The sequence below is a fragment of the Nonomuraea helvata genome, from assembly GCF_039535785.1.
Classification (GTDB): domain Bacteria; phylum Actinomycetota; class Actinomycetes; order Streptosporangiales; family Streptosporangiaceae; genus Nonomuraea; species Nonomuraea helvata.
The window spans coordinates 1,216,326-1,227,706 of record NZ_BAAAXV010000001.1 but is presented as its reverse complement, the minus strand read 5'-3'; the positions used below and the strand labels follow the sequence as shown (position 1 = coordinate 1,227,706).

Below are 11,381 nucleotides of genomic sequence, written 5' to 3'. Positions count from 1 at the left end.
GCCCCTGTCGCGATGGCGCTGTCGCGACGGCGCTGTCGCGACGGCGCCCCGCCGGGGTCCCGGTCAGCTGTCGCGGAGCTTCTTCAGCAGCGCGATGTCCTCGGCGTGCTTGGGCGCCTTGCCCGGCGTCTCGATGCAGACCGGCACCCCCGCCATGGCCGGGTGCCGCATGAGCTCGGCGAACGGCTGGGCGCCGATGTGCCCGGCCCCGATGTTCTCGTGCCGGTCCTTCTTGGCCCCGCACACGTCCTTCGAGTCGTTGGCGTGGATCAGCTTGAGCCGGCCGGGGGCGATGCTGTGCAGGGCGTCGAACGTCTCCTTCACCCCGCCCTCCGCCGCGAGGTCGTGACCGGCGGCGAACGCGTGGCACGTGTCGAGGCAGACGCCGGCGCGCGGGTGCCAGTCGAGCGTCGCCAGGTAGGGCTCGAGGTCCTGGACCGTCGCGCACAGCATGGCGCCTTGGCCCGCCATCGGCTCGAGCAGCAGGTCGGGCCCGCCCTCGGGGATCTCGTCCAGCAGCGGCAGCAGCGTCTCCCGCACCTGGCGCAGCGCGTCGTCACGGGACTGCGTGACCGCGGAGCCCGTGTGCAGCACGACCCCCTTGGCGCCGATCTCGGCCCCGCGCCGCAGCGTGTGGCGGACGATCGCGATGGAGTTGGCCAGCGTCTCGGGGCTGGGCGAGCCGAAGTTGGCGAGGTAGGGCACGTGGACGAACGTGTCGACGCCTGACTCCGCCAGCTTGGCGTCCTCGTCGGGCTTGCCGTCGTTGAGCGCCCAGCTGCGGGGGTTGGTGACGAACACCTGGATCATCTCGGCGCCGATCTCGGCCATGTACGTGAGGCCGCCCGTCGCCAGGCCGCCCGCGACGAGCACGTGCCCGCCGATCAGGGATGTTGGGGTCATGATGGCTCTCAGTCTAGGCGGGCCGCCGCTGCGGACTGAGCGGCGGCTCAGGCCGCACGCTCCCGCCGTCACAGTCGGTGACTGTCAGACTACCGCCGTGCCGGTCAGGGAGTGACCAGGTGGCCGTGGAGGCGGACGCGGGCCAGTCCGCCGTCCGGATGGATGTCCACCCGCACGTGCGTGACCGGATCCGCGTGATGGAGGCGGAAGCGGTGCGGGGTGTCAGGCTGGAGAGGGGTGCTCGGGAGGAGCCCGACCTCGCGTTCGCCGTCGACGAGGCCGGTGAGTGAGACCGCGCCCGGCGCGTTGAACAGCAGGTTCGTGGTGTCGATCTCCGCCAGCCTGATCATGCCGGGGCCCGCGAGCCGGATGACCAGCCAGTCGTTGCCCCCGTCGCGGCGGCGGGCGGTCTCCCAGCCCTCCGCCTGGTGGCGGGCCAGGCCAGGCGCGAGGACGTTGTTGGGCGAGGAGTAGAACTCGTTCGAGCAGGCGGTGACCAGGCCGCCGTTGGCCAGCGCGGCCAGATCGAGGCCGAGCCCCTCGTACACCGACAGATCCGGACGCGCCTCCCCGTGCACCCGGAGGCGGGCGACGCCGCCGTCGGGGAAGATGTTCAGCCGTACATGGGTGAAGCGGCGCGAGTCGGTGACGGCGAAAGCGTGCTCGACATCCCCCTTGAGCTCGGCCCGGGGGACGATCTCCACCCAGGAGGCGACCGCCAGCTCGGCGGGTGACGGATGGCCCTCGACCGCGGCCGCCTCGACGGAGGCGTACGGCGGATAGTTGCCCTTGAACCACGCCGTGTCGATCACCACGCCACGGATCACGCCGGGGATCCCCAGCCGCACCAGCGCCCAGTCGTGGCCGGGCGAGCGGCGGCGGCGGGTCTCCCACCCGTCGTACACCTGCCCCTTGCTCCCGAACGTCTCCGCCTGGAAGCCCGGACGTCCCGGCCTGATCAGGCTCTCCTTCTCGGCGAACGACTCGTCGCTGGCCGCCACGACCGACCCGCCGAGGGTGCGCAGGGCGAGGTCCGGCAGGGTGACGAAGGGTGGCATCTAGCGCTCTCCCAACAGGAATCGGCCGTGCGGGACGCCGTCCACCGGGCGGCCGCGCAGCCAGGTGGTCAGCACGGCGCCCTTGAGCACGCGGCCGTGGTACGGGGTGACCGGGTTCTTGTGGTGGAGGAGCGCGGCGTCCACGGGGCTGTCGGCCACGGGATCGAACGCCACCAGATCGGCATCATTGCCGACCTTGATCCCGCCCTTCCCAGAAATTTCGGCCATCGAGGCCGGATTGGCGGACATCCAGCGGGCCACGTCCCCCAGCCCGTACCCCCTCCTCGAGGCCTCCGTCCAGATCGCGGGCAGGCCGAGCTGGAGCGAGGCGATGCCGCCCCACGCGGCGGCGAAGTCGGGCACCTTGAGATCGGCGGGCGACGGCGAGTGGTCGGACACGACGCAGCTCAGCACGCCCCTGGCCAGCCCGTCCCACAGCAGGTCCCGGTTGGCCTCGGAACGGATCGGCGGGCAGCACTTGTACGCGGTCTCCCCCTCGGGGACCTGCTCGGCCGCAAGCGTCAGGTAGTGGGGGCACGTCTCCGCCGTGACCGCCACGCCCTGCTCCTGGGCCCGTTCCAGCACCTCCAGGCAGGAGGCGCTGGAGACATGCAGGATGTGCACGCGGGCGCCGGTCTCCCCGGCCAGCCGCACGACCCGCGCGACGGCGCTGCGCTCCGACTCGCCGGGCCGCGACTCCAGGAACTCCCGGTACGTCGGCCCGCCCGGCTCCCCGAGCAGCTCCGGGTCCTCGGCGTGCACCACCATGACCCCGCCGATCCCGGCCACCTCGGACAGCGCCTCCCGCAGCTCGTCCGCGCTCAGCGGCGGGAACTCGTCCACACCGGACGGCGACATGAAGCACTTGAAGCCGTAGACGCCGCGCTCGCGGAGCGGCGCGAGGTCCTTGACGTTCCCCGGCACCGCCCCGCCCCAGAAGCCGACGTCCACGTGGCACTGCCCCTGCGCGGCGCGCAGCTTGGCCTCGAGGGCGGCCGCGTTCACGGTGGGCGGGAGCGAGTTGAGCGGCATGTCGAGGATCGTGGTGACGCCTCCGGCGCCCGCCGCCCTGGTCGCCGAGTCGAACCCCTCCCAGTGCGTCCGACCCGGCTCGTTGACGTGCACGTGCGTGTCGACCAGGCCGGGCAGGAGCGCGAGGTCGCGCAGGTCGACGTCCGCGGCGGCCTCGAGCGGCGCGGCGTAGTCGTACAGGCCCGCGATCTTCTCGCCCCGTACGGCCACCGCCGCCGCCCGCTCGCCCTCCGGGGTGACGGTCCTGCGGGATCGGATCACCAGATCGATCATCTATTCCTCTTGGAGGTGAACGGCGGCCAGCCGGGCGGCGAGGCGCTCCAGCAGCGGCCCGGCCTCGGCCATGCAGCGGTCGGGGTCGGGCTCCAGGTCCGTGAGGGCGTAGGCGGCCTCGATGCCCGCGGCCCGCAACTGGTCGTCGGTGAGCGTACGGCGGCCGCAGACGGCCACCACGGGGACGCCCGCCCTGGCCGCGGCCTGCGCCACGCCGACGGGCGCCTTGCCGCGCAGGGACTGCTCGTCCAGTGACCCCTCACCCGTGATCACCAGCCGCGCGTCCTTGACCAGCTCGCCGAACCCGAGCAGGTCGAGCAGGTAGCCGATGCCGGGCCGGATCTCGGCGTGCAGGAACGCCAGCGCGGCGAACCCCACCCCGCCGGCCGCCCCCGCTCCCGGCGCCCCGGCCACGCCCATCGCCCGGGGCGTGTCGTCGTGCTCGTGCTTATGGTCGCGCCCGCTTCGCTCCTCGTTGGCTCGTCCCTCGCTCTCTCGTCGCGAGCTCCTGCGCTCCGGCGCCCCCATCAGCCCGTGCGTGGCGGTAGCCACGGCCGCCAGCCGGGTCAGAGCGGCCTCCAGCGTCCTGACGTCCTCGGGAGTGGCGCCCTTCTGGGGTCCGTAGACGGCGGCGGCGCCGTGGGGACCGAGAAGCGGGTTGTCCACATCGCTCGCCACCACGAACTCGATGCCGGAAACATCCGCAAAATCCGACAGGTCAATGCGGGCCAGGTCCTTCAGCGCGGCCCCGCCCCGGGGCAGGTCGTTCCCGTCGGCGTCCAGCAGGCGCGCGCCCAGGGCCTGCGCCAGGCCCGCGCCCCCGTCGGTGCACGCGCTGCCGCCCAGGCCCAGGACCACCCGCTTGGCGCCCCGGCGCACGGCGTCCGCGATCAGCTCGCCGGTGCCGTGGCTGGTGGCGGTCAGCGGCTCGTGCCCGCCGGGCAGGCGGCGCAGCCCCGACGCCTCCGCCAGCTCCACCACCGCCGTCGCGTCGGCGTCCTGCCAGGCGTACGAGGCGGGAATCCGCTCTCCGGTGGGCCCGGTCACCTCGATCGTGACCCGGCCGAACCCGCCGGCCACGGCCGCGTCCACGGTGCCGTCGCCTCCATCGGCCACCGGCAGCTCCACCGTGGGCACGCCCAGCCCGGCCGACACGCGCGATGCCACCTCGGCCGCCGTCAGCGACCCCTTGAACTTGTCGGGGGCGACCAGAACCTGCTGAACCACTACGAACCCCTACACGATGGTGAACAATGTCCTGACACGCCTTCCTGCCCGGTGCGAGCGGGCAGGAAGGCGTGACTCATCATCACATGGTGGTCGAGGACGAGGTTCCGGGCGGTCCCGGCCCGGTCGCGGCTCAGGCGACCGGGCGGATGAACTCCTCCAGCGATTGACGCGCTCTTCGGCATGGCGAAGATTCAGCCTGTACCGCGCATGCAGCACTTCTGCGGCTTCCTGCTTCATCGACCTGAGCCACCGAAATGGTCTTATCGGGTCTCCACAGGCTTTCAAGCCTTCCGGCTCTGTTCCCGCCCGTCCGGCGGTACCTGACGCGATGAACGTACCAGACGCCATTCCGCTCGTCTGGGAGTTCCTCCGACACGGGACCGCCCTTTCCTGCTTGTTCTTGGACATTCCAACCCTAGTCGCCCCCGTGGACCTCTTTCGAGGCGGTGAAGCCGCGCTCCTCGGCCAGCCGCATCAGCCGCCGGTGCGCCGCCGCGCCCGCGCGCCCGGCGGCGTCCTGGGAGACGGTCCGCAGCTCGCCGTCCTCGACCACGGTGCGCCCGCCCACCAGCACCCGGGCCAGGGGCGGCGGCGGCCCGAAGACCAGCGCGCAGACCGGGTCGGCCACCGCCGAGGTGAAGGGGCCGTCCACGCGCCACAGGGCGAGGTCGGCCAGCTTGCCGGGTTCGAGCGAGCCGAGTTCGCCGTCGCGGCCGAGGTTGCGCGCACCGCCCAGCGTGGCGATCTCGAGGGCCTGCCTGGCCGTGAGCGCGTCGGGGCCGTACCTGGCGCGCTGGAAGAGCAGGGTCTGACGCATCTCCCCGGCCAGCGACGTCAGCTCGGAGGAGGCGCTGCCGTCCACGCCGAGGCCCACGTTCGCGCCGCTGCGCAGCATCTCGGACACGCGGGCGATCCCGCTGCCGAGCCGGCCGTTCGACGAGGGGCAGTGCGCGGAGCCCGTGCCGGTGGCGGCGAGCTTGCCGATGTCGGCGTCGCTCAGGTGCACGGAGTGCGCGAACCACACGTCGGGCCCCAGCCAGCCCAGCTTCTCCATGTAGTCCACGGGGCGCAGCCCGAACTCCGCCACGCAGTGCTCGTCCTCGTCCAGGGTCTCGGCGATGTGCGTGTGCAGGCGCACGCCCTTGGCCCTGGCCAGGGCGGCGGACTCGGTCATCAGCTCGGCGCTGGCCGAGAACGGCGAGCACGGCGCGACCGCGATCCGTAGCATCGAGGAGAACGACGGGTCGTGGTAGGCGTCCACGGCCTCCGACGTGGCGGCCAGGATCTCGTCCAGCTCCTCGACCACGACGTCCGGCGGCAGCCCGCCCTGCGACTCGCCCCTGTCCATGGAGCCGCGGGCGGGGTGGAAGCGGATGCCGACCTCGCGCGCGGCCTCGATCTCGGCCGCGAGCAGGTCGCCCCTGCCCTTGGGGAAGACGTAGTGGTGGTCGCTGGAGGTGGTGCAGCCCGACAGCGCCAGCCAGCCCAGCCCGGCCGAGGCCGCGCCCTTGACCACCTCGGCGTCCATGGCGGCCCACACCTGGTAGAGCGCCACCAGCCACTCGAACAGGGTGGCGTCCTGCGCCAGGCCCTGCGAGGCCCACTGGTACAGGTGGTGGTGGGTGTTGACCAGGCCGGGGGTGGCCAGGCAGCCGGTGCCGTCGATCCTGGTCGCGCCCGGCGTGTCGGGGGCGGGCCCGGCGCCCAGCTCGGCGATCAGGTCCCCCTCGATCCTGATATATCCGGATTTGATCTCGGGGCCGATGACCGGCGCGATGGACACGTTCTCGATGAGCAGGCTCACTCGGCGGCCGCCTTCCGCGACGCGGCCAGCCGTACCGCGTCGATGATCTTCTCGTAGCCCGTGCACCGGCACAGGTTGCCGGCGAGCGCCTCCCTGATCTCCGCGTCGGACGGCAGCCCCACCCGCTCGATCAGGTCGTGCGCCTGCACGACCAGCCCCGGCGTGCAGAACCCGCACTGCACGGCCCCGCACTCCACGAACGCCTCCTGCACCGGATCGAGCCGGTCGCCCTCGGCGAGCCCTTCGACGGTACGCACCTGCCGCCCTTCGGCCTGCCCGGCGGCGACCAGGCAGGAGCAGACCGGCACGCCGTCGAGATAGACCGTGCAGGAGCCGCACTCGCCCTGTTCGCAGGCGTTCTTGGAGCCGGGCAGCCCCATGCGCTCGCGCAGCACGTACAGGAGGCTCTCGCCCTCCCAGACGTCGTCCGTGCTCTCCTGGCGGCCGTTGACGGTGAAGGTGACGCGCATCACGCCGCCCTCCTTCCCATGTGGTCGTTCCAGGCCCATGTGAGCGTGCGGCGGGCCATCACGCCGACGGCGTGCACGCGGTAGGCGGCGGTGCCGCGCACGTCGTCGATGGGCGCGGCGGCGGCCGCGCACAGCTCCCCGAACCGCCTGGCCAGCGCCGGATCGAGCGGCGCGGCCCAGTCGAGCTCGCGGGCCAGCAGCTCCTCGGCCTCGAGCGCCCGGCGCGGCGTGGGAGCGGCGGACCCGATCCCCGTGCCGACCCGCCGTTCGAGCGGGTGCAGCGCGACCGCGAACGAGCACACCGCGATCACCATGGCGTTGCGCGTGCCTACCTTGGAGAAGTACTGGGGCCCGGTCGCGGGTCTGACGTGCACGGCCCTGATCAGCTCGTCCGGCTCCAGCGCGTTGCGCTTGACCCCCAGGTAGAACTCGGCGGCCGGGATCATCCTGACGCCGCGCCCGTGCGACTCCACCTCGACCACGGCGTCCGCGGCCAGCAGCGGCGGGTGGCTGTCGCCCGCGGGGGAGGCCGCGCCGAGGTTCCCGCCGACGGATCCGCGGTTGCGGATCTGCGGCGAGCCGACCGTGCGCGCCGCCTGCGCCAGCCCCGGCAGCGGCCCGCCCAGCTCCTCGATGACCGTCGTGTACGGCACCGCCGCCCCGACCCGCCACACGCCGTCCACCAGGGACCGTTCCCGCAGCTCCGCCACCCGGTTGAGGTCGAGCAGCGCCGCCGGCCTGCGGACGTCCATGTTGATCTCGACCATGACGTCGGTGCCGCCCTGGATGGGCACCGCGTCGGGCCGGTCCGCCTTGGCGGCCAGCGCCTCCGCCCACGTCGTGGGCCGCAAGAAGTCCATGTCCCCTACTCCCAGGCGAATCCGGCGTCGGATGCGTCCTCACGCAGCACACTGCCCTCGATCAGGCCGTACGGACGGTCGGCGGCGAAGAAGACCTCGTTCTGGTTGTCCAGGCCGAACGGCGACAGGTCCACCGGGAAGTGGTGCTTGTTCGGCATCGAGAGCCTGATCTCGCAGATCTCGGGGCAGGCGGTCAGAGCGCGCTCGCCCATGGCGTACAGGGTCTGCTGGAGCGAGAGGCTGTGGGTGCCCGCGAACGCGTCCAGCAGCGACCCGCGCACCTGCTCGTACGACTTGCCATAGGCGGTGGTGTCGCCGGTGTGCCGCCACCGCGCGGCGACGGCGGTGGCGAGGATGCGGTCGGTCGTGGGCTGGAGCGTGGTGTACTCGTCCACGATGTAACCGTGGAACTCCGACCCCGTCGTGTTCATCAGCACCAGGTCCTTCAGCCCGGACACCACGGTGGACCGGCCGTCCCTGTCGTGGTGCACGGCGCACGTGCGCACCTCGCCGCCCTCGCGCACGAACGAGTGCGGCCCCTCGCGGCGCCACGCGTACTCGTCGATCTCGACCCTGGCGTGGTGGACGGTCGGCTGCGACTCGACGAAGTGCCTGGCCAGCAGGAGGGCGAACTCCTCGATCTGGCCGACGCCGTGCTCGCGCGCCAGCGCGTACGCGGTGTTCTTCTGCGTGTCGGTCGGCAGGACGGCGGCGTTGTCGCCGGTCAGGTGGACGGCGTCCATGTCGCCGGAGAGCGAGGTGCTGACGTTGAGGTCCTTGACATGGTGCACCGCGTCGTCCACTGGGCCGTCCCTGACCACGCGGACGAGCCTGATCTCCGCCTTGCCGTAGCGGTTGGGGCCGAGTTTGACGGACATCTAGCTCCCTCGGTAGGTGGAGTAGGCGTACGGGCTGAGCAGCAGGGGCACGTGGTAGTGCCGTTCCGGGTCGGCGACCGTGAAGGTGACCACGACCTCCGGGTAGAACGTGTCCTCCAGGTAGGCCCCGGTGTCGAAGACGACCCGGTGCACGCCGGCGCCCGGGTTCCATCCCTTGATGCGGCCGTCGTCGTCGGTGCGGCCCTCGGCCACGACCCGGCCGTCGTGCTCCAGACGTACGCGGACGCCCCGCGCCGGGAGCCCGGTGACCGCGTCGAGCACGTGCGTCGAGAAGCTCATGTCCCCTCCTCCATGAGCTTGCCCAGCCGCAGCCGCGTGATCGCGGCCAACTCGTCGCGGACGACCGCGCGCTCGCTCTCCTCATCGTTGCCCAGCCGCCCGCCGAGCCTGGCCAGCAGCTGGGCCCCGCTGAGCCCGGTGGCGCAGACCAGGTAGACGTGCCCGAAGCGCTCCTCGTACGCCCTGTTGCCCTCGGCGAGCGCCTGGCGTACCCCGTCGTCCACCCCCGACTGCTCCTGCCGGGACCAGGACGCCCCCCTGCCGTCCCCGGCGGCCCGCTCCCCGATCCTCGGGTGCGCCGCGAGCGCCTCCAGCACGTCGTCCCACGCGAGCTCCCTGACGGCCGCGTCGGCGGCCGCCGTGAGCTCGCCGAGATCCCGGTACGGCCTGCGCGCCGCCACCTTCGCGGCGAAGGTCCGGGAGGCGCAGCAGGTGAGCAGCTCCTCCTCGGCGGCATCCGGGGGCCTGGCGTTGAAGTCGGTCAGTGTGTCGGGCATGTCAGAAGTACACACATGCGCTTCGTGCCCGGTCCATCCGCAAGAACTCCGAACTGACCGCCCTCATGGCCAGGACTTTTCGTGTCATGCTCCAAGCCCCGGCCGCCACGCCCGGGCGCGCGTCACCCGGGCGCGGCGCGGCCCCTCACTGCCAGAGGATGACCGTGCTGCCCGTCGGGCGCTCGCTGCCCGGCAGGGGCCGCTGGAACTGCACGACCCCGGCGTTGCCGAGCTTCTGCACCCGGACCTTGAACCCTTGTGCCTCCAGATCCGCCTTGGCGTCCCTGACGTTCTTGCCGATCACCGACGGCACCAGGCTGTTCTGCTGGTCGTCGCGGGCCTCGTTGTCGCCGCGGAACCAGTCGAAGAAGTCCGTCTGGCACCGCGCCACCGTGATCGCGACCTGCGCCCCCTTGTCCACCTCGGCCTTCGCCTTGGGCGTCTGGGCGATGACCGTGCACGGCTCGGCGTCGTCGTCCACCTCGTTGACCTGCACCTGGAAGCCCTGCTGGCCCAGATATCCGGCGGCCTCGTCCTTGGGCATGCCGTTGACGTCGGGCATGACCATTCCGGCGCTGACGAAGATGTCGACCTTGGAGCCCTCCCGCACCTTCTCGCCCACCTGCGGCGAGGTGCGGATCACCTTGCCGCGTTCGACCACCTGGTTGGCCAGCCGCTTGACCACGCCCACGGTCAGCCCGGCGGCGGCGATCGCGGAGCGGGCCTCGTCGCCGCTCATGCCGCCGGTGTTGGGCACGATGATCCGCTTGGGGCCGAGCGAAGGCACCAGCGTGATCGTGGCGCCCTTCTTCACCTCGGTGTTGGCGGGCGGGTCGCTGCTCAGGACCAGGCCGGCCTCCACCTTCTCGTCGTTGAGGCCCTTGCCCTCTTGCACCTTGAACCCGGCCGCGACGGCGCTCTTCCTGGCCAGCTCCAGGTTCTTGCCGACCAGGTCGGGCACGCGGACCAGCTCGGGCTGCGCGAAGAACCAGCCGGTCAGGCCCACCGCGACCACCATCACGGCGGCGAGCACCACCAGGAACCAGTTGGGCCGGAACCCCCGCCGCTTCGGCGCCTCCTCCCGCGGCTGGATCAGGGTGTGGGCCGGCGCGGCCTGCGGCGCCGAGTGGGCGGCGGAGAACGTACGGGTGTGCGGCTGGGAGTGGGACATCGGCGGGTTGGTCAGCCGCGGCAGCATCCGGTGCGCGTCGACGGCCGCCACGAGCATCGCGGTGGCGTCGGCGGGGCGGTCGGCCGGCTCGCGGGCCGTCGCGTGCGTCACCAGCGTGTCGATCAGCGGCGGCACCTCGGGGACCAGCGACGACGGCGCGGGCACGGTGTCGTGGACGTGCCGGTAGGCGACCGACATCGGCGTCTGGCCGTCGTACGGCTGCTGCCCCGTGACCAGCTCGAACAGCATGATGCCCGCGGCGTAGACGTCGCTGCGCACGTCTGTGGCGCCGAGCGTGACCTGCTCGGGAGCCATGTAGCCGATCGTGCCGATCATCACGCCGGTGCGGGTCTGGTTGGTGGCCTCGATGGCCCTGGCCAGACCGAAGTCGACGACCTTGACCCGGCCGTCGTCGGTCATCAGGACGTTCTCCGGCTTGACGTCGCGGTGGACCATCCCGGCCTGGTGAGCCGCGCCGAGGGCGGCGAGCACCGGGATCATGATCTCGAGGGCCTCGCGGGCGGGCAGCCTGCCGCGCTCGCGCAGGATGTCGCGGAGCGTTTTGCCGGGCACGTACTCCATCGACAGGTAGACCACGTCGTTGTCGGTGCCCTGGTCGAAGACGTGCACCACGTTGGGGTGCGAGAGGCTGGCGACCGACTTGGCCTCGCCGATGAACCTCCTGACGAACGCCGGGTCCTCGGCGAGCGAGCGGTGCATCACCTTCAGCGCCACCGTCCGGTCCAGCCGGACGTCCAGCGCGAGGTAGACCGTCGCCATACCGCCCCGGGCGATCCGGCTCTCGATGCGGTAGCGTCCGTCGAGAAGCCGCCCGACCAGGGGGTCCGCAGTCGTCGTGTCCACCCCGCTGAGTTTACGGGCGTTTTGCCATCGGCAGGGCCTTG

General features: G+C 72.2%; 11 protein-coding genes. All 11 read right to left on the bottom strand.

What is annotated here, in order from left to right:
• Positions 1–63: 63 nt before the first annotated feature.
• The 11 genes from ABD830_RS05575 to pknB all read right to left on the bottom strand — a co-directional run bounded on the left by ABD830_RS05575 (position 64) and on the right by pknB (position 11,340).
• A complete protein-coding gene (locus ABD830_RS05575) occupies positions 64–903 on the bottom strand; it encodes a deoxyribonuclease IV (RefSeq protein ID WP_344985274.1) in 840 nt (279 codons plus the stop codon).
• Positions 904–1,007: 104 nt separating this feature from the next.
• Positions 1,008–1,961 carry an allantoicase gene (gene alc, locus ABD830_RS05570; protein ID WP_344985273.1) on the bottom strand — a complete coding sequence of 318 codons (954 nt, stop codon included), beginning with the start codon at positions 1,959–1,961 and terminating at the stop codon, positions 1,008–1,010.
• Positions 1,962–3,266: an allantoinase AllB gene (allB, locus tag ABD830_RS05565; RefSeq protein WP_344985272.1), complete on the bottom strand. Its 1,305-nt coding sequence runs from the start codon at positions 3,264–3,266 to the stop codon at positions 1,962–1,964.
• Positions 3,267–4,493, bottom strand: coding sequence for a glycerate kinase (locus ABD830_RS05560; protein WP_344985271.1), 1,227 nt, complete (start codon positions 4,491–4,493; stop codon positions 3,267–3,269). It abuts the gene before it with no gap.
• Between the two features lie 418 nt (positions 4,494–4,911).
• Complete coding sequence (locus ABD830_RS05555) at positions 4,912–6,300, bottom strand: 8-oxoguanine deaminase (protein WP_344985270.1); 1,389 nt, start codon at positions 6,298–6,300, stop codon at positions 4,912–4,914.
• Entirely contained in the window at positions 6,297–6,770 is a 474-nt protein-coding gene (locus ABD830_RS05550) for a (2Fe-2S)-binding protein (protein ID WP_344987636.1), read from the bottom strand. The genes ABD830_RS05555 and ABD830_RS05550 overlap by 4 nt, the downstream gene beginning before the upstream one ends.
• Complete coding sequence (locus ABD830_RS05545; RefSeq protein ID WP_344985269.1) at positions 6,770–7,630, bottom strand: FAD binding domain-containing protein; 861 nt, start codon at positions 7,628–7,630, stop codon at positions 6,770–6,772. The genes ABD830_RS05550 and ABD830_RS05545 overlap by 1 nt, the downstream gene beginning before the upstream one ends.
• A 5-nt stretch (positions 7,631–7,635) precedes the next feature.
• Complete coding sequence (gene pucL / locus ABD830_RS05540) at positions 7,636–8,508, bottom strand: factor-independent urate hydroxylase (protein WP_344985268.1); 873 nt, start codon at positions 8,506–8,508, stop codon at positions 7,636–7,638.
• Entirely contained in the window at positions 8,509–8,808 is a 300-nt protein-coding gene (gene uraH, locus ABD830_RS05535) for a hydroxyisourate hydrolase (protein ID WP_344985266.1), read from the bottom strand. It abuts the gene before it with no gap.
• The gene (uraD, locus tag ABD830_RS05530; protein ID WP_344985265.1) at positions 8,805–9,305 is read right to left on the bottom strand and encodes a 2-oxo-4-hydroxy-4-carboxy-5-ureidoimidazoline decarboxylase; all 501 of its coding nucleotides are present in this window, start codon (positions 9,303–9,305) and stop codon (positions 8,805–8,807) included. Before uraD ends, uraH begins: the two co-directional genes overlap by 4 nt.
• A gap of 145 nt (positions 9,306–9,450) precedes the next feature.
• Complete coding sequence (gene pknB / locus ABD830_RS05525) at positions 9,451–11,340, bottom strand: Stk1 family PASTA domain-containing Ser/Thr kinase (RefSeq protein WP_344985264.1); 1,890 nt, start codon at positions 11,338–11,340, stop codon at positions 9,451–9,453.
• Positions 11,341–11,381 lie beyond the last annotated feature (41 nt).

What these genes read in the sequence shown, in the direction of transcription:
- ABD830_RS05575 (WP_344985274.1), bottom strand. Translation starts at nt 903, where the DNA reads ATGACCCCAACATCCCTGATCGGCGGGCACGTGCTCGTCGCGGGCGGC.
- alc (WP_344985273.1), bottom strand. Translation starts at nt 1,961, where the DNA reads ATGCCACCCTTCGTCACCCTGCCGGACCTCGCCCTGCGCACCCTCGGC.
- allB (WP_344985272.1), bottom strand. Translation starts at nt 3,266, where the DNA reads ATGATCGATCTGGTGATCCGATCCCGCAGGACCGTCACCCCGGAGGGC.
- ABD830_RS05550 (WP_344987636.1), bottom strand. Translation starts at nt 6,770, where the DNA reads ATGCGCGTCACCTTCACCGTCAACGGCCGCCAGGAGAGCACGGACGAC.
- ABD830_RS05545 (WP_344985269.1), bottom strand. Translation starts at nt 7,630, where the DNA reads ATGGACTTCTTGCGGCCCACGACGTGGGCGGAGGCGCTGGCCGCCAAG.
- pucL (WP_344985268.1), bottom strand. Translation starts at nt 8,508, where the DNA reads ATGTCCGTCAAACTCGGCCCCAACCGCTACGGCAAGGCGGAGATCAGG.
- uraH (WP_344985266.1), bottom strand. Translation starts at nt 8,808, where the DNA reads ATGAGCTTCTCGACGCACGTGCTCGACGCGGTCACCGGGCTCCCGGCG.
- uraD (WP_344985265.1), bottom strand. Translation starts at nt 9,305, where the DNA reads ATGCCCGACACACTGACCGACTTCAACGCCAGGCCCCCGGATGCCGCC.